This is a genomic window from Streptomyces sp. NRRL S-1813 (genome assembly GCF_000719605.1).
Taxonomy (GTDB): domain Bacteria; phylum Actinomycetota; class Actinomycetes; order Streptomycetales; family Streptomycetaceae; genus Streptomyces; species Streptomyces decoyicus.
The window spans coordinates 37,589-57,449 of the sequence record NZ_JOHB01000030.1 but is presented as its reverse complement, the minus strand read 5'-3'; the positions used below and the strand labels follow the sequence as shown (position 1 = coordinate 57,449).

At 71.8% G+C, this 19,861-nt stretch carries 19 protein-coding genes; 8 read left to right on the top strand and 11 right to left on the bottom strand.

What is annotated here, in order from left to right:
- Positions 1 to 89: 89 nt before the first annotated feature.
- Positions 90 to 308 carry a hypothetical protein gene (locus IF67_RS0130800; RefSeq protein ID WP_030088574.1) on the bottom strand — a complete coding sequence of 73 codons (219 nt, stop codon included), beginning with the start codon at positions 306 to 308 and terminating at the stop codon, positions 90 to 92.
- Between the two features lie 373 nt (positions 309 to 681).
- Here IF67_RS0130800 and IF67_RS0130795 point away from each other — a divergent pair, with 373 nt between their 5' ends.
- The gene (locus IF67_RS0130795) at positions 682 to 2,850 is read left to right on the top strand and encodes an AAA family ATPase (protein ID WP_030991220.1); all 2,169 of its coding nucleotides are present in this window, start codon (positions 682 to 684) and stop codon (positions 2,848 to 2,850) included.
- A 21-nt stretch (positions 2,851 to 2,871) separates the two neighbouring features.
- Here IF67_RS0130795 and IF67_RS40495 read toward each other — a convergent pair whose 3' ends face one another.
- The gene (locus IF67_RS40495) at positions 2,872 to 5,106 is read right to left on the bottom strand and encodes a protein kinase domain-containing protein (protein WP_051818760.1); all 2,235 of its coding nucleotides are present in this window, start codon (positions 5,104 to 5,106) and stop codon (positions 2,872 to 2,874) included.
- A 159-nt stretch (positions 5,107 to 5,265) separates the two neighbouring features.
- Entirely contained in the window at positions 5,266 to 5,988 is a 723-nt protein-coding gene (locus IF67_RS0130785) for a copper homeostasis protein CutC (protein WP_030991216.1), read from the bottom strand.
- 335 nt (positions 5,989 to 6,323) lie between these two features.
- On the opposite strand from IF67_RS0130785, the gene IF67_RS0130780 reads away from it, so the two are divergent.
- Positions 6,324 to 7,007: a hypothetical protein gene (locus IF67_RS0130780; RefSeq protein ID WP_030991214.1), complete on the top strand. Its 684-nt coding sequence runs from the start codon at positions 6,324 to 6,326 to the stop codon at positions 7,005 to 7,007.
- Positions 7,008 to 7,092: 85 nt separating this feature from the next.
- Positions 7,093 to 8,379, top strand: coding sequence for a Cmx/CmrA family chloramphenicol efflux MFS transporter (locus tag IF67_RS0130775; RefSeq protein WP_030991213.1), 1,287 nt, complete (start codon positions 7,093 to 7,095; stop codon positions 8,377 to 8,379).
- Positions 8,380 to 8,437: 58 nt separating this feature from the next.
- Here the strand turns inward: IF67_RS0130775 and IF67_RS0130770 are convergent, their stop codons facing one another.
- The 3 genes from IF67_RS0130770 to IF67_RS0130760 all read right to left on the bottom strand — a co-directional run bounded on the left by IF67_RS0130770 (position 8,438) and on the right by IF67_RS0130760 (position 9,906).
- A complete protein-coding gene (locus IF67_RS0130770; RefSeq protein WP_030991211.1) occupies positions 8,438 to 8,980 on the bottom strand; it encodes a pyridoxamine 5'-phosphate oxidase family protein in 543 nt (180 codons plus the stop codon).
- Positions 8,981 to 9,216: 236 nt separating this feature from the next.
- On the bottom strand, positions 9,217 to 9,492 hold the full coding sequence (locus IF67_RS0130765; RefSeq protein WP_030991209.1) for a DUF4031 domain-containing protein: 276 nt from the start codon (positions 9,490 to 9,492) through the stop codon (positions 9,217 to 9,219).
- Between the two features lie 51 nt (positions 9,493 to 9,543).
- Positions 9,544 to 9,906 (bottom strand): hypothetical protein, encoded by a 363-nt coding sequence (locus IF67_RS0130760; RefSeq protein ID WP_030991207.1) that lies wholly within the window; start codon positions 9,904 to 9,906, stop codon positions 9,544 to 9,546.
- A gap of 129 nt (positions 9,907 to 10,035) precedes the next feature.
- Here IF67_RS0130760 and IF67_RS0130755 point away from each other — a divergent pair, with 129 nt between their 5' ends.
- The 3 genes from IF67_RS0130755 (at position 10,036) to IF67_RS0130745 (ending at position 13,890) form a co-directional block, all read left to right on the top strand.
- Positions 10,036 to 10,983 carry an SIS domain-containing protein gene (locus IF67_RS0130755; protein WP_078889728.1) on the top strand — a complete coding sequence of 316 codons (948 nt, stop codon included), beginning with the start codon at positions 10,036 to 10,038 and terminating at the stop codon, positions 10,981 to 10,983.
- A gap of 127 nt (positions 10,984 to 11,110) precedes the next feature.
- Positions 11,111 to 12,049 carry an N-acetylmuramic acid 6-phosphate etherase gene (gene murQ / locus IF67_RS0130750; RefSeq protein ID WP_030991204.1) on the top strand — a complete coding sequence of 313 codons (939 nt, stop codon included), beginning with the start codon at positions 11,111 to 11,113 and terminating at the stop codon, positions 12,047 to 12,049.
- Between the two features lie 137 nt (positions 12,050 to 12,186).
- Positions 12,187 to 13,890 (top strand): PTS transporter subunit EIIC, encoded by a 1,704-nt coding sequence (locus IF67_RS0130745; RefSeq protein WP_030991202.1) that lies wholly within the window; start codon positions 12,187 to 12,189, stop codon positions 13,888 to 13,890.
- Positions 13,891 to 13,961: 71 nt separating this feature from the next.
- Here IF67_RS0130745 and IF67_RS45295 read toward each other — a convergent pair whose 3' ends face one another.
- Both IF67_RS45295 and IF67_RS0130740 read right to left on the bottom strand, forming a co-directional pair.
- The gene (locus IF67_RS45295) at positions 13,962 to 14,168 is read right to left on the bottom strand and encodes a hypothetical protein (protein WP_078889734.1); all 207 of its coding nucleotides are present in this window, start codon (positions 14,166 to 14,168) and stop codon (positions 13,962 to 13,964) included.
- Entirely contained in the window at positions 14,168 to 14,419 is a 252-nt protein-coding gene (locus IF67_RS0130740) for a hypothetical protein (RefSeq protein WP_051818758.1), read from the bottom strand. The genes IF67_RS45295 and IF67_RS0130740 overlap by 1 nt, the downstream gene beginning before the upstream one ends.
- A gap of 121 nt (positions 14,420 to 14,540) precedes the next feature.
- Here IF67_RS0130740 and IF67_RS0130735 point away from each other — a divergent pair, with 121 nt between their 5' ends.
- On the top strand, positions 14,541 to 15,371 hold the full coding sequence (locus IF67_RS0130735) for a helix-turn-helix domain-containing protein (RefSeq protein ID WP_030991200.1): 831 nt from the start codon (positions 14,541 to 14,543) through the stop codon (positions 15,369 to 15,371).
- Positions 15,358 to 15,636 carry a DUF397 domain-containing protein gene (locus IF67_RS0130730; protein ID WP_030991198.1) on the top strand — a complete coding sequence of 93 codons (279 nt, stop codon included), beginning with the start codon at positions 15,358 to 15,360 and terminating at the stop codon, positions 15,634 to 15,636. The genes IF67_RS0130735 and IF67_RS0130730 overlap by 14 nt, the downstream gene beginning before the upstream one ends.
- A 90-nt stretch (positions 15,637 to 15,726) precedes the next feature.
- Here the strand turns inward: IF67_RS0130730 and IF67_RS0130725 are convergent, their stop codons facing one another.
- From IF67_RS0130725 to groL, 3 genes are all read right to left on the bottom strand, one after another.
- Positions 15,727 to 16,260 (bottom strand): FG-GAP repeat protein, encoded by a 534-nt coding sequence (locus IF67_RS0130725; protein ID WP_030991196.1) that lies wholly within the window; start codon positions 16,258 to 16,260, stop codon positions 15,727 to 15,729.
- A 174-nt stretch (positions 16,261 to 16,434) separates the two neighbouring features.
- On the bottom strand, positions 16,435 to 17,559 hold the full coding sequence (locus IF67_RS0130720; RefSeq protein ID WP_158713188.1) for a hypothetical protein: 1,125 nt from the start codon (positions 17,557 to 17,559) through the stop codon (positions 16,435 to 16,437).
- 512 nt (positions 17,560 to 18,071) lie between these two features.
- Positions 18,072 to 19,697 carry a chaperonin GroEL gene (groL, locus tag IF67_RS0130715; RefSeq protein WP_030991191.1) on the bottom strand — a complete coding sequence of 542 codons (1,626 nt, stop codon included), beginning with the start codon at positions 19,695 to 19,697 and terminating at the stop codon, positions 18,072 to 18,074.
- Positions 19,698 to 19,861 lie beyond the last annotated feature (164 nt).

Sequence of the window (19,861 nt, the reverse complement as noted above, 5' to 3'; positions counted from 1 at the left end):
CGGTTTTCGGTCATCCGGATGGCGCCCCGGAGGCGGCTTCTCCCGCGGAGCCGGTCGTCCGTGGCATCAGTCGGCCACGGACTCAGTAATCAGTCCGAGGGGTCATCCGCGTACTCGCCCATGACGACGACGCTGAAGGCGGCCGTGGCGAAGACCTTGACGGCGCGGAGCGCATTGCCCACGACATAGCGATGCTCGTGGGCGGGCGCCGCACCGCGCCCGGGGTCCGCGCCGAGGGCCGTGGCGCCCTTGACCGGGTGGAGGGAGACGGGGTGGACAGAACCTGGGGGAATCGCTGCGCTGCTCATGCCTCCATGATGAATTTCACGCGATTGCAGCACATCGGTCCATAGGTCCATTCCTGAGGCCCCGGACGTCAGACTCCAGGCCCACGCCTCCCCCTAAGGGACACCTACGGCTCCTCAGGGCCGTCCGCCCCCGGAACGGCCGCCGCGGGCGCGCGGAAATCCGTTGGCGCCCTGCTGAGCCGCTGACTACAATCGCGCGTCTGCCTGCCTCCCGTCGAGGAGTGCCGCCTGCCGGTCGGAAACCGGTCGGCCCTTCGCTTCACGCCGCTGACCCGCGAGGCGCAATCACCTGCGCCGCACACCGACACCGGCCCGCCGCGCCCGCGCACCTCGGCGCGCGCCCGCCGAAGTACCTGCCACCGGAGGCAACGCCGTGCCCTCGCACGCCCACCATCCCTCGACGACGGCGCTGCACGCCGAAAGCCCGTCGTCACCCGGCCCCCACCCCGGCGAGCCCGCCGCCCCGGCCGGCGCCGCCGCCCCGGCCGAAGCGGCCGCGGGCCCCGACCCCCTCCAGCGCGAAAAGTCCCACCTGGCCGCCTCCCGGGCCGCCCTGCGGGCCATGCGTGAAGACGCCGAGGCGCTCAACATCGCCGACGTCACCGCGAACTGGGTCAACGCCGAGGTCCTCCAGGGCGAGATCGACGCCCGGATCAAGGCGCTCGCCGACCTCTCCCACACCCCGCTCTTCTTCGGCCGCCTCGACTATCTCCATGCCCCCGGCATGGACCTCGCCGAAGGTGCCGCGGGAGAGAACTTCTACATCGGGCGGCGGCACGTCCACGACGCCGACGGCGACCCCATGGTCATCGACTGGCGCGCGCCCGTCTCCCAGCCGTTCTACCGGGCCTCCAAGAAGGACCCGATGGACCTCGGGCTGCGCCGCCGTTTCGGTTACACGGCAGGCGAATTGACCGCCTACGAGGACGAGCACCTCACCGACCCCGCGGAGGCGGAACAAACCAGCCGCCTCCTCCAGTCCGAGATCGAGCGTCCGCGCGTCGGCCCCATGCGGGACATCGTTGCCACCATCCAGCCGGAGCAGGACGAGATCGTGCGGGCCGGCATCGGCGGCTCGGTCTGCGTGCAGGGGGCGCCGGGCACCGGAAAGACGGCGGTCGGCCTGCACCGTGTCGCGTATCTGCTGTACGCGCACCGTGAGCGGCTGGCCCGGTCCGGCACCCTCGTCATCGGCCCGAACCGCTCGTTCCTGCACTACATCGAACAGGTGCTGCCGGCCCTCGGCGAGCTGGAGGTCAAGCAGGCCACGGTCGACGACCTGGTCGGGCATGTGGACGTCCGCGGCACGGACGAGGCGGCCGCCGCGACGGTCAAGGGCGACGCGCGGATGGCGGAGGTGCTGCGGCGGGCGGTCCGTTCGCACATCGCGATGCCGCAGGAGCCCTGTGTGGTTGTCCGCGGCTCCCGCCGCTGGCGCGTACCGGCCTATGAACTCGAAGAGCTCGTACAGGAGTTGACGGACCGTGACATCCGCTACGGCGCGGCCCGCGAGGCGCTGCCGCAGCGGATCGCCCACGCCGTGCTGGTCCGGATGGAGCAGGCGGGCGAGGCGCCGGACGACCGGGTGCAGGACGCGGTGGCCCGCAACCCCGCGGTGAAGGCCGCGGTCAAGGCGGTCTGGCCGCCGGTCGACCCGGCAAAGCTGGTGCTGCGGCTGCTGGGCGACGCGGAGTTCCTGGCCGGGCAGGCCGAGGGGATCCTGACGCCCGAGGAGCAGAAGACCATCCTGTGGACCAAGCCGGCCCGCGGCGTGAAGAGCGCCAAGTGGTCCGCCGCGGATGCGGTGTTGATCGACGAGGCGATGGACCTGGTGGCGCGCACCTCGTCACTGGGTCATGTGGTCCTCGACGAGGCGCAGGACCTCTCCCCCATGCAGTACCGCGCGGTCGGCCGCCGCTGCACGACGGGCTCCGCGACCGTGCTCGGCGACATCGCCCAGGGCACCACCCCTTGGGCGACCAACACCTGGGAGGAGGCGCTGACCCACCTGGGCAAGCCCGGCTCGGCCGTCGAGGAGCTCACCCAGGGCTTCCGTGTACCGCGCGAGGTCATCGCCTACGCGTCCCGGCTGCTGCCCGCCATCGCCCCCGATCTCACGGAGGCCACCTCCATCCGCGAGTCGGCGGGTGACTTCGAGATCCGTACGGTCGAGCCGGCGGACCTGACCGATGCCACCCTCACGGCCTGCGACGAGGCGCTGACGAAGGAGGGCTCGGTCGGCCTGATCGCCGCGGAGGCCCGTATTCCGGCGCTGCGCACGGCCCTTGAGGCAGCGGGCGTGTCCTGTCTGGCGCCCGGCGAGGAGACCTCGGCCGAGGCCCGGCTGACGCTGGTGCCGGCCACGCTCGCCAAGGGCCTGGAGTACGACTACGTCGTCCTGGACGAGCCGGCCGCGGTCGTCGACGGCGAGCCGGACGAACGGACCGGCCTGCGCCGCCTGTACGTCTGCCTGACCCGGCCGGTGTCCGGCCTGACGGTGGTGCATGCGGCGGCGCTGCCGGAACAGCTGGCCGACCGCTGAGCGGCCGGCCGCCGGCGGGCGTCAGGCGACCTTGGCGCAGATCATGGTCCGGCCGTCGTAGACATTCCACGAGTAGCGGTAGCGGCCCGGCTCGCCCGGGCACGCATTCGTGCCCGCCGAGGCCGGCAGGACGGCCGTGACCTGCATGATGTAGCTGAACTCCGACGGCACCCGCCCGGCGCCACAGCTCCACGCGGTGAGGAGGTTCGCCGGGCCGGGCCGGCCGGCCCCGGACTTGGCCAGGAAGCACTGGCCCCGGCGGAACTGCCGCTCCACGCAGAGGTTGGTGAACGCGTAGTCCTCACCGGTGTGCCACCAGCTGCCGCGTCCCCCGCCGGACGGGCAGCCGCCCCCGGACCGGGTCACCCGCAGCACCCGCAGATAGGCGTCCGCCGCACCGCAGCCGACCTGCTGCGGTGCCGTTCGGCTCCAGCTGCCGTAGCCGTTCTGGTAGGCGTCGAGGCAGTCGCCGGTCCGTACGGAGGTGAAGGCGCGGTCGGCCGCGCTGGGGGTGCGGGACACGGCGGTCGTGGGCGCGGAGGTGGTGGGCGCCGAGGTGGTCCCGCCGGTCGTGGAGGTGCCGCGGGTCGGCGCGGAACCCAGCCCACCGCTCGTGTACGTACCGGTCGTCGGCGTCGAACCGGTCCCCCCGCTCGTGTACGTACCGCTCGACGAACCGCTCGACGTGCCGCTGCTCGTCGAGCCGGCCGTGTCGCCGGCGTCCCAGGGCTTCCAGATGAAGACCACGAGAGCGATGACCGCGATCACCCCCCAGAAGCAGCCGGCCGAGGAGTCGGCGGACTGCGCGGTGGGCTGCGCAGCGGACGACGGCCGGGACGTGGCGGCCTTTCCGGTCTGCGGGGCGGACGCGGTCCGGGAGGAGGACGAGGAGGACCGGGACGAGGAGGCCACGCCGGTCTGCCCGGAGGCCCGCACTCGCTGCTCCTGCCGCGCCTGTTCGGCGCGCTTCTTCCGCTCCCGCTCCTCGCGTGCGCGGCGCTGCTTCTTCTCGTTCTCCGCGGTCGCCCGCGCCCCGGCCGCCGCCCGCCTGCGGTTCTCCTCCGCCTTGCGCTCCCGGGCCTCGCGGGCCTTGCGCTCCTGGGCCTCGCGCGCCTCGCGCTCCCACTCGGCGCGGGCCCGCTCCTCCTGCTTCCGGCACGCGGCGAGCTCTTCCTGCTTTCGGCGCGCCGCCCGCTCTTCCTCGTCCTTCCGGTGCGCCGCTCGCTCTTCCTCCTTCCGCCGCGCCGCCTCTTCCTGCGCGGCGTGCTCCGCGGTGTAGAGGCGGGTGGGGTCCGGCGGCGGCACGGGCCGCGTCCGCTCATCGACCGTGAGCCCCTCCCCGCCCTCGCGTAACGCCCGCCCCCTGGCCTCGTACGCCTCGATCAGTGCGGTCCACCGCGGCGGCAGCCAGCGTTCGCCGCGCTGCGACGTGGGCGCCCGGTCGAGTTCCTCCAGGAACTGCCGCAGTACGTCGGCCGGTTCGGGCCGTTCGCCCGGATCGGAGGCCAGACAGGGACGGATCAGCGGGGCGAGTTCCTTGGGCAGCCCCGTCAGGTCGAGTTCCCCGCGCTGCACGAGGGTCAGCAGCCGGATGGTGTCGACGGTGTCGGGGTAGGGCGGGCGGCCGACGGCGAGGTGGAAGAGCGTGGCGCCGAGCGAGTACACATCGGACGCCGTGGTGGACGGCTCGGCGCGCGCCTGCTCCGGCGAGGTGAAGGCGATGGTGCCCAGTGTCAGCGAGGTACGCGTGATGTCGTTGGCGTGCGAGATGCCGAAGTCGATGAGGCGGGGCCCGTCCAGCGGCAGCAGGATGTTCTGGGGTTTGACGTCCCGGTGGACGATGCCCGCGTCGTGCAGCAGCACCAGGGCCTTCGCGGTGCCCGCCGCGATCCAGCGCACCGCCGAGCCAGGCAGCCGTCCCGCGCTGCGGACGAGCTCGGACAGCGCGGGCGCCGGTATGTATTCGATGGCCATCCAGGGCCGCTCGGCGTCCGGGTCGGAGTCCCGCACCCGGGCCGTATAGGCGCTGTCGATCCGCCGGGCCAGCGTCACCTCGCGGGCGAACCGCCGCCGGTCGGTGTCGCTGACGACGCCCTCGGCGAGCAGCGTCTTGACCGCGGCGAGCGAGCCGTCCACCGTGGACCGCGCCAGATAGATCCGCCCCATGCCGCCCGAGCCGAGCTGCCCCAGCAGCCGGTAGACGCCGAGCCGCTGCGGATCGTCGCCACTGAGCGGCTTCATCCCCATGCCGGTCATGCCGTGTCACCCTCCCCCGGTCCTGCTGCCGTGACACCCGTCACACAGTGCCATGCCGAAGGGAGTTGAGGAAGCGGGCGAGCGGCGGGCCCCAGGGCGCGGGTGCGCGTGCGGTGGCCCGGGGCGGCGCAGCTGCGCCCGGGGCCCGTTGGGGGCGGGTCAGGCCCGCTGCGCGACGGGCTGGTCCAGCGCCTGGCGCCACTCCCGCACCGCCGCCGCATCCACCGGTGCCGACCAGCCGGCGGGCCGGGCTGCTCCCCCGATGTGGAACGCGTCGAGACCGGCCGCCCGCAGGGCGGGCAGATGGCCGAGCCCGAGCCCGCCGCCGACCAGGATCCGCGGCGCATACCCTTGCTCGCCCGCCGCCGTACGCGCCTGCTCGGCCAGCAGCGTCGTCAGCCCCTCGTCGACGCCCTGCGCGGCACCGGCCGTCAGATAGGTGTCGAGCCCCGCGGCACCGGCCGCCGCCGACAGCTCCTTGCGCAGTGCGTCCCGGTCGGCGGCCCGGTCGATGGCCCGGTGGAAGGTCCACCGGCAGCCGTCGATCACCTCGGTCAGCGCCGCCACCGCATCGAGATCCGGCCGCCCGTCCGGCGTCAGAAAACCGAGGACGAACTCCTCGGCGCCCGCCGCCCGCAGCGCCGCGGCCTCCTCGCACAGCGCCGCCACCTCCCCGGCCGCGAAGCCGTCGGCGGCCCGCAGCATCACCCGGAGCGGAATGTCGACAGCCGCCCGGATCGCCGCGAACGTGGCCCGGGGCGGGGTGAGCCCATCGGCCGCCATGTCCGTGACCAGCTCCAGGCGGTCGGCCCCGCCGGCCTGAGCGGCGACCGCGTCCTGCGGGCCGAGCGCGATCACCTCCAGGAGCGCGCGCTTGCTCATATGACCCAATCCTTTGATGACGGTGACGACGGCGATAGCGAAAGCAATGACGACGGCGACGGCGACGGCGTGACGAGACGGACCGCCACCACAACAGGTCTAGTCCAATATCCCAGAGTAAGGGCCACCCGGCCTTCCCGGGGCCACCTCACCACCGGCGCGACCGGATTCCGCCCGTACGCCTCACCCGTACACCTACCCGGATGACCGTCCGCCGACGACCGGCCACCGGGCGGACGCCCCGCCGGACCACGCCACCCACCTGACCACGTCACCACCTGACCGGACACCGCCCTCCGGCCCGGTTTCCCGGGGCCCGGGGCACAATGGCTGGCATGACTTCCGTGTCCCGTACGGCAGACAGCACCGACCCGGCGCCGGAGCTGCGGCAGCGCTGGGCCGTGACCGTCGCCGAGGCCCGCGGCAAGAAGAACCCCACGACCACCGACCCCGCCCCGTACGCGGACAACCTCCTGTCCCGTTGGCGCGAACCACAACGCCGCTATCACACCGTCGATCATCTGGCCGCGGTCCTCTACCGCATCGACGAACTGGCGGAGCACGCCGACGACTTGTCCGCTGTCCAGTTGGCGGCGTGGTTCCACGACGCCGTCTACCGCCCGGACCGTTCCGAGAACGAGGAACGCAGCGCGGCCCTCGCCGAACGCGCCCTGCCCGAGCTGGGCATCGGCGCCGCCCGCACGGCCGAGGTCGCCCGCCTGGTACGGCTCACCGTCACCCACGACCCGGCGCCCGACGACCCCGACGGCGAGGTCCTGTGTGACGCCGATCTCGCCGTGCTCGCCGGTTCCCCCGACGACTACGCCGCCTACGCCGCCGCGGTCCGCGACGAGTACGCCTTCGTCCCCGACCCCGACTTCCTCGCCGGCCGTTCCGCCGTGCTCTCCCAACTCCTCTCGCTGCCCCGCCTGTTCCGCACCCCCCGCGGCTACGACCGCTGGGAACACCTCGCCCGCCGCAACCTCGCCACCGAGCTGGATCTGCTGCGGGGTGCGTAGGGCGTGTCCCCCGGGCCGCCCCGGAGCCGCCCCGGGGCCGCGTCCACCGGGAATGTGAGCCGTCCTACCGCTGTTAGTAGCTGATATGCCAGCACCGCCCGACCGCGCCCGCCTGCCCATAGCCGTGTACGTCCTCGGCCTGTCCGTCTTCGCTCTCGGTACGTCCGAGTTCATGCTCTCCGGCATCCTCCAGCCGCTCGCCCGCGACCTTCAGGTCTCGATTCCGCAGGCCGGACTCCTGGTCTCCGCATTCGCCATCGGCATGGTGGTCGGCGCCCCGGTGCTCGCCGCCGCGACGCTCCGGCTCCCGCGCCGGACGACCCTGATCGCGCTGCTCGCCGTCTTCGGCCTGGGCCAGGTGGCGGGCGCCCTGGCACCGTCCTACGGCGTGCTGTTCGTCTCCCGCGTGGTGAGCGCGCTGGCCTGCGCCGGATTCTGGGCGGTCGGCGCGGCGGTCGCCGTCTCGCTGGTGCCGGTGACCGCACGGGCCCGCGCGATGGCAGTGATGGTCGGCGGTCTGAGCATCGCGAACATCGCGGGCGTCCCGGCGGGCGCACTGCTCGGCCAGCACGCCGGCTGGCGCGCCGCCTTCTGGGCCGTCTCAGGACTGGCCGCGATCGGTCTGCTCGGCGTGGTCGCACTGGTGCCGCGTACGGCCGTGCCCACCGGCGACGACCGCCCGCAGCTGCGCCGCGAGCTGACCATCTACAAGGACAAGCAGGTCTGGCTGGCGCTGACCGCCACGGCCCTGAACGGCGCCGCGGTCTTCGCGCTCTTCTCGTACCTCTCGCCGCTGCTGACCGACACCGCCGGCCTGGCCGAGAGCTGGGTGCCGACGGTGCTGGCGCTCTTCGGCGTGGGCGCGCTGATCGGTACGTTCATCGGCGGCCGGATCGCCGACGCACACCTCTTCGGGACGCTCTTCGGCGGCATCATCGCGTCCACGCTCGTGCTGACCGTCCTGGCGCTGACCGCGCACAGCCCCCTCGCCGCCGTCGCGCTCTCCCTGATGCTCGGGGTGACCGCGTTCACCACGGCCCCGGCGCTCAACGCCCGGATGTTCAACGTGGCGAACGCCGCGCCGACGCTGGCCGGCGCCACCACCACCGCCGCCTTCAACATCGGCAACACCCTCGGCCCCTGGCTCGGCGGCCTGACCATCGGGGCGGGCTGGGGCTACCCGTCCGTGGCCTGGACCGGCGCCGCGCTGGCCGCGGGGGCCGTCGGCACGACTGCTCTCGCCTTCCGGCTGCACCGCACGACGAGCCGCTCCCGGCTGATCGCCTCCTCGGCCGCCGCCACCCCCGCACCGGATTTGCGCAAGGCCGCGGAGGCAACGGGGGCAACGGGAGCAACGGGGCAGCAGCACTGAGCCCAGGGCGGGGGCGCGCCTCGGAAGATGCCACGGCGCCGCCCCCTCCTCCCCCCGGTCACTCCCCGCCGTCGAACCTCCAGCGCGTCTGGCTGTACGTCTCCCCCCGCCCGAAACCGAAGGCCGTGACCGGCTCGACCCGGAAGACCACGGCCCGGTTGCCCTCTCCGTGGAAGGCGCCGTCGCGGACGTCGAAGTGCCAGTCGCTGCCGTACTTCTCTTCATAGAGATCGGCCAGCCGGCGCAACGTCGGCTCGTCGCTGACCTGCACCGCGTCGCCCTCGACGACCACATCGAGCCCCGCATGCAGGTCGTTGCCACCGGCCGTCGAGGTCGTCAGCACGCAGTGGGTGTTGGCTTCGAGGTTCTTGGCCTTGCGTTCGCCGGGACCGGTGCAGAAGTGGAGGGCGCCGTCCGACCAGACGGCGAGCAGCGGGGTGACATGCGGACGGCCGTCGGGCCGGACCGTGGAGAGCCAGAAGATCTCCGCCTCGGTCATACCGCCGATGGCCGCGGGCCATGCGGTCGCCGTGGCGTCCTCACTGCTGTAGTCCGGGTCGAGCGTGGTGGCCGGGTCCCGGCCCGGTTCGCCGGCTGACATGGCTGTCCCCTTTCGGTACGGCGCGCGGTCAGGCCCATCGTGCGGGGGCCCGCCATCCTGCCGCCGCTACGACGCGCCGCAGCGGGCCGTACGGGGACGAGGGGACGGGGGGACGGGGGCACGGCTGGCGCCGGGTGACGGGATACCGGGGTGCCGCGGGACGACGGCTTCCGGGCCGACGCAGGCGGCCTCACACCCGCGACGCCGACGGCCTCACGCCCACCGCGCCGACGGCCTCATCCCCGCGGCGCCGGCCGGTTCTTGGGCCGGCGCAGGCCCGCGGCCGTCAGCCGGCGCAGCAGCTCCTTGCTGCCGACCTCCACGGCCCCGGCACGCACCGCGTCGCCGTACCGCTCGGCCGGCAGGTCGTAGTGGTCGCGTTCGAACGCCCGCCGGGGCGCGCCGATCCCGGCCGCGAAGGCGTGCAGTTCGTCGAAGGAACGGTCGCTGACCAGATGCGACCACATCCGGCCGTGCCCGGGCCACGTGGGCGGATCGATGTAGATCGCCACGTCAGCCCGCCGGCCCGTTTGCCACGTCAGCCCGCCGCACCATCAACCACCTCAGCCCTCCATGGGAGCGCGCAGCTGCCCGACCGGCGCCACCGCGACCGCCGTCTTGGGGCAGACCCAATGCGGATCGGGCCCCAACTCCGGTTCGACATCGAGCGCATGGGGATCGCCCGACTCCGTGCACACGGGACACAGCGGCCAGCGGCCGTACCGGTCCAGCAGGGCGTCCTGGACGTCCTGCGCTATCAGTCCTGCGACGAATGCCGCGCCTTCAGGCCATTGCTCCACCCACCACCGGCGGTGGACGACCGCATCTTCCACGAGCGAGACGATGTCGGCGTCGGCCACCTTGTCCGCCATCAGGTCGGCGAGCACCAGCGCCCGCGCGGCGTGCAATGCCTGTTCCAGCTCCATGCCCCCATTGTCCCCGACCCTCCACCGGCGATCGGCGCTGTCCACAGCCGGCGGCGGGGATCATGCACTTTGTCCACAGCACTCACAGAGGGTATTGACGCCGGGCGTCGATGAAATTACTTTTCAAGCGTGAGCAGTAGCGTGAAGGAAACTTTCAAGGACGTGGCCGTCGAGACCCGACCGGCCCCGGCCCCACCCGCCCCCGCCGCACTGGCCGCCAAGGTCCGCACCCTCGCCCCGACGATGACCCGCTCCATGCAGCGGGTCGCCGAGACCGTCGCGAGCGACCCGGCCGGCTGCGCCGCCCTCACCGTCACCGGCCTCGCGGAGCGCACGGGCACCAGCGAAGCCACCGTCGTGCGGACGTCCCGGCTGCTCGGCTACCCGGGCTACCGCGATCTGCGCCTCGCCCTCGCCGCGCTCGCCGCGCAGCAGGCGGCCGGCGGCGCCCCCGCGGTGACCGCCGACATAGCGGTCGACGACTCCCTCGTCGATGTCGTCGCAAAGCTGGCGCAGGAAGAGCAGCAGTGCCTGGCCGACACGGCCGCGGCGCTGGACGTCACCCAGCTCGAAGCCGCCGTCGCCGCGCTCGCCGGTGCCCGCCGCATCGATGTGTACGGCATCGGGGCCTCCAACCTCGTCGGCCAGGACCTCGTCCAGAAGCTGCTGCGCATCGGCCTGATCGCGCATGCGCACGCGGACCCCCATCTGGCCGTGACGAACGCGGTGCAGATGCGGACCGGTGACGTCGCCCTGGCGATCACACACTCCGGCCGGACCACCGATGTCATAGAGCCGCTGCGGGTGGCCTTCGACCACGGCGCCACGACGATCGCCATCACCGGCCGCCCGGACGGCGAGATCGCCTCGTACGCCGACTACATCCTGACCACGTCCACGGCCCGCGAGAGCGAGCTGCGCCCCGCCGCGATGTCGTCCAGGACCAGCCAGCTGCTGGTCGTGGACTGCCTGTTCATAGGCGTCGCGCAGCGTACGTACGAGACCGCGGCCCCCGCGCTCTCCGCCTCCTACGAGGCCCTCGCCCACCGCCATTCACCACGCAACAACCAGCGCTGACCTCGCTGACCCGCCGCTGCGGGCCCGTGCCGCCCGGACGGCGCGGGCGGGCACGGCGGCGCCCCGCGGCGAGGCAGCCGAACAGCAACGGCCCCCACGAGCCCGACCCGAAAAGAGCCGTCACGCCATGACCTCCACCGCCGGCTACGCCCATCTGCGCGCCCAGTTGGACACCCTCACCACCGAGGCCTTCCGGCCCGAGCTCGCCGACATCGACCGCCGCCCGACCCTGGACATCGCCCGCACGATGAACTGCGAGGACGCCACCGTCCCCGCCGCCGTCGCCCTGCGGCTCCCGGAGATCGCCGCCGCCATCGACGCCACCGCCGCGCGCATGGCCCGCGGCGGCCGGCTGATCTACGCGGGCGCCGGTACGGCCGGCCGTCTCGGGGTGCTGGACGCCAGCGAATGCCCGCCGACCTTCAACACCGATCCCTCCGAGGTGCTCGGGCTGATCGCGGGCGGCCCCTCGGCGATGGTCACCGCCGTCGAGGGCGCCGAGGACAGCAAGAAGTTCGCCGTCGAGGATCTGACCGGCATCGGCCTGACGGACGTGGACACCGTCGTCGGCATCTCCGCCTCCGGCCGCACGCCGTACGCGATCGGGGCCGTCGAATACGCCCGTGACCTGGGCGCCCTGACCATCGGCCTGTCCTGCAACGCCGATTCCGCACTGGCCGAGGCCGCCGAGCACGGCATCGAGATCGTGGTCGGCCCCGAACTCCTGACCGGCTCCACCCGGCTCAAGGCGGGCACCGCCCAGAAGCTGGTCCTCAACATGCTCTCGACCATCACCATGATCCGCCTGGGCAAGACCTACGGGAATCTGATGGTCGACGTCCGCGCCACCAACGAAAAGCTGCGGGCCCGCTCGCGCCGCATCGTCGCGCTCGCCACCGGCGCCACCGACCTGGAGATCGAGACGGCGCTCCGCATCACGAACGGCGAGGTGAAGAACGCCATCCTCACCCTCCTCGGCGGAGTCGACGGCCCCACCGCCGCCCGCCTCCTGGAAGCCGCCGACGGCCATCTCCGCGAAGCCCTCCAGGCCGCCAAGGCCCTCTGACGCTCTGACCCGCTACGTCCTGCCGCCCCTCGAAGACCCCACCCCACCACCTCACACACACCGCCCCGGGCCGGGCCTCAGCCCGTCCCGCACCGCCCACTCCTCCTCTGGTTGGTCTCCACAGCAAGGCACCGCATATGCCCGAAGACAAGAACCGCGCCACCGCCGCCGCGATCCTCCCTCTCGTCGGCGGCGCCAGGAACCTCACCTCCATCGCCCACTGCATGACCCGGCTCCGCCTCGGCATCCAGGACCGCTCCCTGGTCCAGGACGAAGCCCTCAAGGCACTGCCGGCCGTCCTGGGCGTGGTCGAGGACGACACGTACCAGATCGTGCTGGGCCCCGGGACGGTCGCCCGGGTCACCCCCGAGTTCGAGCGCCTGGCCGAACAGGCCCGCAGCACGGAACCGCCCCCGGAACCGAAGGCCGCAGCGCCGGTCGCCGGCCCCCTGGCCGCCACACCACCCTCCGCCCCGGAACCCACGCCTGAGGCCGCCGCCTCGCTCGCCACCGCCCCGCCCGGCGCCGCCCCGCCCGCCGCCACCGCCGAGGAACTGGCCGCCCAGGGCGCCGCCCTCAAGGCCCGGCAGAAGTCCCGGAACGCCACCCCGGTGAAGCTGTTCCTCCGCCGGATCGCCAATATCTTCGTCCCGCTGATCCCGGCCCTGATCGGCTGCGGCATCGTCGCCGGGATCAACGGCCTGCTGACCAACCTCGGCTGGCTGCCGTCCGTCGTCCCGGCGCTGGCCGCCATCGCCTCCGGCTTCATGTCCCTCATCGCCGTCTTCGTCGGCTACAACACCGCCAAGGAGTTCGGCGGCACCCCGATCCTGGGCGGCGCGGTCGCCGCGATCATCGTCTTCCCGGGCATCGCCCAGATCACGGCCTTCGGCCAGAAGCTCGCCCCGGGCCAGGGCGGCGTCCTCGGCGCACTGGCCGCGGCGCTGCTCGCCGTCCGGGTGGAGAAGTGGTGCCGCAACGGGGTCTTCCCCGGCCGGGCGCATGCGAGAGCGTGGGGAAGGCTCCGGGTCCCCGAGGCACTGGACGTGCTCCTCACCCCCACCCTGACCGTCCTGGTCACGGGCCTGGTCACGATCTTCGGCCTGATGTTCGTCGCGGGCGAGGTCTCCACCGCCATCGGCTCGTTCGCCGGCTGGCTGCTGGCCCACGGAGGCGCGTTCGCCGGCTTCGTCCTGGGCGGCCTCTTCCTCCCCCTCGTGATGCTCGGCCTCCACCAGGCCCTCATCCCCATCCACACCACCCTCATCGAGCAGCAGGGCTATACGGTCCTGCTGCCGATCCTCGCCATGGCGGGAGCGGGCCAGGTCGGCGCCGCCATCGCCGTCTACCTCCGCCTCCCCCGCAACCGCTCGATCCGTACGACCATCAAGTCCGCCCTCCCCGCAGGCTTCCTGGGCGTCGGCGAACCCCTGATCTACGGCGTCTCGCTCCCCCTGGGCCGCCCTTTCATCACCGCCTGCCTCGGCGGCGCGTTCGGCGGCGGCTTCGTCGGCCTGTTCAACCAACTCGGCGACACCGTCGGCTCCACCGCCATCGGCCCCTCCGGCTGGGCCCTCTTCCCCCTGGTCAAGGGCAACCAGAGCATCACCACCACCCTCGTCGTCTACGCCCTGGGCCTGGCCGTCGGCTACCTCACCGGCTTCCTCGCCACCTATTTCTTCGGCTTCAGCAGGCAGATGCGGACGGAACTGAACCACGACCACCACGACTCCGACAGTCCTCGCAGCCCCGGCACCACCACCCCAGCGGCCGGCACACCCCCGGCCCCGGCCACATCCGGAACGCCGGCCCACCCCGAGGGCGTCCACATCCCGGGCTGACGTACGCGGGTTCGTCAACCGGACGGAAGAGCTGGACCGGCCCCACGCCCGTGCCGCCCGGCGATCCCCGGTCACGGCATCCGGCTCTGCCAGTTCAGTTCTCTGACCCGGGCCGCCAGTACGGCGGAGGGCGGGGCGGCGCGTAATAAGTACGGCGGGCAGTTCCACGACCGGCCGCCGCCGGGCGGCCGGAGCTGCACACACGGTCCCTCGTGGCCCACAACCCGCCCGACGCGCCCGTCCCGCCCGTCCACCGCATAGCTGCCGAGCGCCGGGATCACGGCTGCCGCTCCTCCGTGCCATGCCCGGGAGCGGCGGTCTTGGCGTACTCCGCCAGTACGTCCGCGAGGCGCTGGGCGGTGTCCAGATTGCAGCGCCCCAGCTCGACCAGTGGCGCCATGACGCTGCTCGCGCACGACACCGGGTCGACGCAGAGGGAGGGCAGGGTGACCCCCACTGCTCGGAGTGCGGTCTGTAGTTCCACCATGACAACTTCGGCCTGCCGTACCCGATCACGCGCCGTCAACATTTCTCTCCATCACCTTCCACGCTGAGTGTTCCCGTTGTGCACACAGCGTGGCGGCTACAGGTCTAGCCTGCATAGAGACGCAGACCCAACAACCGATCGTGTGTAACAGGGAGTTGCTGCGATGCCCGGACCCAAGCCCCTCGACCCGTCTTCGTCACCCCGCGCCATGCTCGGGGCCGAGTTACGACACAAACGTGAAGAGGCGGGCCTCACCCAGGAGGAACTCGGCAGTCCCCTCTTCGTCAGCGGCTCGTTCATCGGCCAGCTGGAGGCAGGGACACGGCGGATGCAGATGGAATACGCCGTCAAGATGGACGAGATCCTCAGAACGGACGGCTACTTCGTCCGCAACTGCGAAGCCGCGAAGAAGTCGAAGTACCCGGACCACTTCGCGGAGGCGGCGGAGGCGGAAGCCGTCGCCAAGGCGATCAGGGAGTACGCGCCGCAGCTGATTCCGGGCCTGTTGCAGACCAAAGCGTATGCGTGGGCGGTCTGCCGCGCGTACCAGCCGACGGCGCCGGAGGACGTGATCGAGGAGACGGTCACGGCCCGCCTCGAACGCGCGCGGGTTCTCGACCATCCAACGACCCCGTTGTTGTGGGTGGTCCTGGACGAGGCGGTGCTGCGCCGCAGGACCGGCGGCCCGGAGGTGATGGCGGAGGCGCTGTGGCATGTGACCGAGCTGATCCGGAAGCACCGGGTCATCGTGCAGGTGTTGCCGTTTGCGGCGGGTGCCCATGCCGCTCTGGAAGGCTCACTGAAATTAATGGCGTTCACTGACGCGCCCCCGCTCGCGTACCTTGACGGCCTAGGCACAGGGCAGTTGCTGGACGACCCGGCAACGGTGGCGCGGTACGAACTGGCCTACGATCTCGTGGGAGCCAGCGCATTGTCACCGGAAGCGTCACTGGCCCTGATCGAGTCAGCGGCGGAGGCATATTCCCGTGAGTAGTGAGTACGACCTGAGCACCGCCTACTGGTACAAGTCCAGCTACAGCGGCGGCAGTGGCGGCAACTGCCTGGAGGTCGCCACCTGGCGCAAGTCCACCCACAGCGACGGCAGCGGCGGCAACTGCCTCGAAGTCTCCGACGACCACCCCGGCATCGTGCCCGTCCGTGACTCCAAGGACCCGCACGGTCCGGCGCTCGCGTTCGGGGCTCCCACCTGGACGGCGTTCGTCGAGGGCCTCAAGTCAGGCTCTTTGCACGGCGCCTGACACCCACTCGGGGGCCGCGGCTGCTCAAGTCGCGGCCCCCGATCTGGTGCTTGCGCCGCCCTCGGGCCGCCTCCGCGCGCTACACGGTCCTCACCCCGCGATGACGCTCCCGAACTCGGGCGCGCCCGCCGTCGAGATACCGACGTCGGACGGGCCGATGTAGCGGGAACCCGTTGCGGTGAGGCTGCTGCCGTCCGAGGGAAGGGTGATGAGCCCGCCGTTGCCGCCGTCCTCGTAGGTGGCGCCCACCGTCAGGTCGGCCTTCTTGTCGCCGTTGAGGTCGGAGAGGACGACCTCGCCGCCGAAGTAGTCGTCCTTCTCGCTGGCCCTGGGGACGCCCGGGGAGTTCTGGGTGAGCGTGGTGCGCCGGGAGGCATCCACGCCGTGCGCCGAACCGTAGAGCACGGTGACGGCGCCGGCGCCCTTCTTGCCGTCGACGGTGGCGGAGGGCGCGGCCACCGCGAGATCGCGGTAGCCGTCGCCGTTGAAGTCGCCCTGGCGGCCGTTGGCGGCCGGCGCGGCGTGGTCCGCGGCCGCGGCGGTGCCGGTGGCGGCCGTCAGCAGCCCGGCCGCCAGCGCGGTGGCGGCGGCGGTGGCCAGGGTCGTACGGAGGTGCTGGGGCATGCGGGACTCTCCTGCTGCCTGCGGGACGCGCGGGGCATCCACAACCGAATGGTGTGTCCGGACTGCCGCGGACCGGGACGGGCGTTTCTCCCGGTGACTGTGCGGCAGTTGAATCACAGGAGACCTGCGAAGGGTGGAAGGGGTTGCAGTCGAATGGCGAAGAAGGCGTGAAGGTCACTCACCATTGCCGGGCCGGCGAGGTGCTGTTGCCCGCCGGTTGCGTCGACGGTGGAGGAGAAGGGCGGTCGCCAGGGCGAGAGCGGCAAGTGAAGCGGCCGCGGCGAGCACGATGTCCCGGGTACGGCTGTCCCTGGCGGCAGCGGATGACGCGGATGAGGGAGCGGGACCGGCGGGGACGGGCGGGACGGCATGGCCGGCTGGGGCCGTGCCGGTGATCTCAAGTTTGAGGGGCGCCGTGTTGTTGGCAGGGTGGGTGTCTCCGTCGACGGGTTCGGGCACCGAGAGCCTGCCCTCGGCGCCTTCGACCCGCCGGTCGATTCGCACCCGCAGGAGGTTGTCCCTGACGCCGTCGCAGTAGACGTTCCCGTCGCGCTCATCGCGTTCGCAGAATTCCGTGTCGGACACCAAGTTGCGCTTCTCCGCCGGCGAGAACGGGGCGAAGGTCGTGCCCTTCGGCACCTCCACTCGCACCCGCTGGGGGCCCGGACCAGAGTGAAGGGGCTGCGGGACGGACGCCTCGGCGTACTCCCCGATCCGGCCGCGGATCGTGGTGCCCGTGATGGCCCAGTCCGCTTTGTCGGTGTAGCCGGCCGTGACGAAGCGCAGTTCACCGCCGCCCTTGAGCGTGCTGACGGGGACCGGTTCGAGTCCGAGCGCGGGGCCCTTGCCGCGTGTGTAGTGCGCTTTGTAGTCCTCGGTGTGCGCGGGCGGATCCCCCAGCGCCCAGACGGAGTATCTGTACGCCCCCATGACGGCGGCGGGGCCGAAGACATCCTCCATGGGCTCGGCGGTCTCGTACCCGGCTCCAGCGGGCACGGCGTGCGGGAACTCGCAAAAGACCTCGCGGCGGTCCTTCGCGTAGTAGCAGTTGCGGTGAAATGGGATGGCGTCGAAGACAGCGCCGGTGAGCGTAATGCGCATGACCACGCCGAAGGGCGCCGGGACGTGCCCGGTGTTCCCGAACGCAGGTGTGAGGCGCGGGATGGAGGCGTGGTACTCCCGGCCGATGGTGTACGGCTCATGGCGGCGGAGCGTGAAGGCCGGCTTGTCACCGGCCCGGCGCACTCTGCCGGGCCCGTCGGCACCGGGCCCGACAAGCACCATCGCGACAGCGGTCACCAGGACCGCCTTACCCCATCTGCCCTTGCGCAGCCGCACTCGCCCGCCCCCTACCCGAGTCTCCCCAGAGGGGACACTTTGGCATACAGCTCACACGGGACCCCCGGGCCTGGCAGCCGACCTACGTCTACCGTCCACCAACCGAGCCAACGGCACGCTCATCCCGTCACATTGAGCCAACCGCTCAGCGGTGTCCAAGGCTCAGGCCCTGTCTCCGCGGAAGTTGAGCCAGAGCCGCTACTCGTGAAACGCCCCGCGGCCCCGCGGCGCCACCCCAGCAGGGTCGGCGCCATGCTGATCCGGTGACACCGTCCCTGGCGCGCCAGGCCGGCCGTGGCATTCACCGTTCTCGTGCTGGCCGCCGGCGGGGTGGCGCTGGTGCCGCCCGCGAACGGCACCGCCCGGACCCGCCCCCCATGAAACGCCGCCGGGGCGGCACCCCCTGGGAGGAGGGTGCCGCCCCGACGTACGTCTGGACGTGATCCGGGAGGATCAGCGTTCTGATCCGGGGATCAGAAGTCCATGTCACCGCCCGGCATGCCGCCCGGAGCGCCCGCCGCGCCGGCCTTCTCCGGCTTGTCGGCGATGACGGCCTCGGTGGTGAGGAAGAGCGCCGCGATGGAGGCGGCGTTCTGGAGCGCGGAGCGCGTGACCTTCGCCGGGTCGATGATGCCCTCGGCGATCATGTCGACGTACTCACCGGTCGCGGCGTTGAGGCCGTGGCCGATGGGCAGGTTGCGCACCTTCTCCACCACAACGCCGCCCTCGAGGCCGCCGTTGACGGAGATCTGCTTGAGCGGGGCTTCCAGGGCCAGCTTCACCGCGTTGGCGCCGGTGGCCTCGTCGCCGTCGAGCTCCAGCTTCTCGAAGACCTGGGAGGCCTGGAGAAGGGCGACGCCACCGCCGGCGACGATGCCCTCCTCGACGGCCGCCTTCGCGTTGCGAACGGCGTCCTCGATGCGGTGCTTGCGCTCCTTGAGCTCGACCTCGGTGGCGGCACCGGCCTTGATGACGGCCACGCCGCCGGCCAGCTTCGCCAGACGCTCCTGGAGCTTCTCGCGGTCGTAGTCCGAGTCGCTGTTCTCGATCTCGGCGCGGATCTGGTTGACCCGGCCCTGGACCTGCTCGCTGTCGCCGGCACCGTCGACGATGGTGGTCTCGTCCTTGGTGATGACGACCTTGCGGGCGCGGCCGAGCAGCTCGAGACCGGCGTTCTCCAGCTTGAGGCCGACCTCCTCGGAGATGACGGTGCCACCGGTGAGGATGGCGATGTCGCCGAGCATGGCCTTGCGGCGGTCACCGAAGCCCGGGGCCTTGACGGCGACGGACTTGAAGGTGCCACGGATCTTGTTGACGACCAGGGTCGACAGGGCCTCGCCCTCGACGTCCTCGGCGATGATCAGCAGCGGCTTGCCGGACTGCATGACCTTCTCCAGGAGCGGCAGCAGGTCCTTCACGCTGCTGATCTTGGAGTTGACGATCAGGATGTACGGGTCGTCGAGCGCGGCTTCCATGCGCTCCATGTCGGTCGCGAAGTACGCCGAGATGTAGCCCTTGTCGAAGCGCATACCCTCGGTGAGTTCCAGCTCCAGACCGAAGGTCTGGGACTCCTCGACGGTGATGACGCCTTCCTTGCCGACCTTGTCCATGGCCTCGGCGATCAGCTCGCCGATCTGGGTGTCAGCGGCGGAGATGGAGGCGGTCGAAGCGATCTGCTCCTTGGTCTCCACGTCCTTGGCCTGCTCCAGCAGGGCGGCGGAGACGGCCTCGACGGCACGCTCGATACCGCGCTTGAGGGCCATCGGGTTGGCGCCGGCGGCTACGTTGCGCAGGCCCTCGCGGACCAGAGCCTGGGCCAGGACGGTCGCGGTCGTCGTGCCGTCACCGGCGACGTCGTCCGTCTTCTTCGCGACCTCCTTGACCAGCTCGGCGCCGATCTTCTCGTACGGGTCCTCGAGCTCGATCTCCTTGGCGATGGAAACACCATCGTTGGTGATCGTGGGGGCGCCCCACTTCTTCTCGAGGACGACGTTGCGGCCCTTGGGGCCGAGGGTGACCTTGACGGCGTCGGCGAGCTGGTTCATCCCGCGCTCGAGACCGCGCCGTGCCTCCTCGTCGAACGCGATGATCTTGGCCATGTGAAGTGGTCCTCCCGGACTGGGGTGGATTGCTCCGGACCGCGCTGGCGCCCGCGACGGACGACCTGTAGACCCGTGTGGTTCCTTGCACCACGCGGCCTACGGGCCTCACCGACCCGGTCCTTCTTTGTCACTCTCACTGGGAGAGTGCTAACGCAATGATT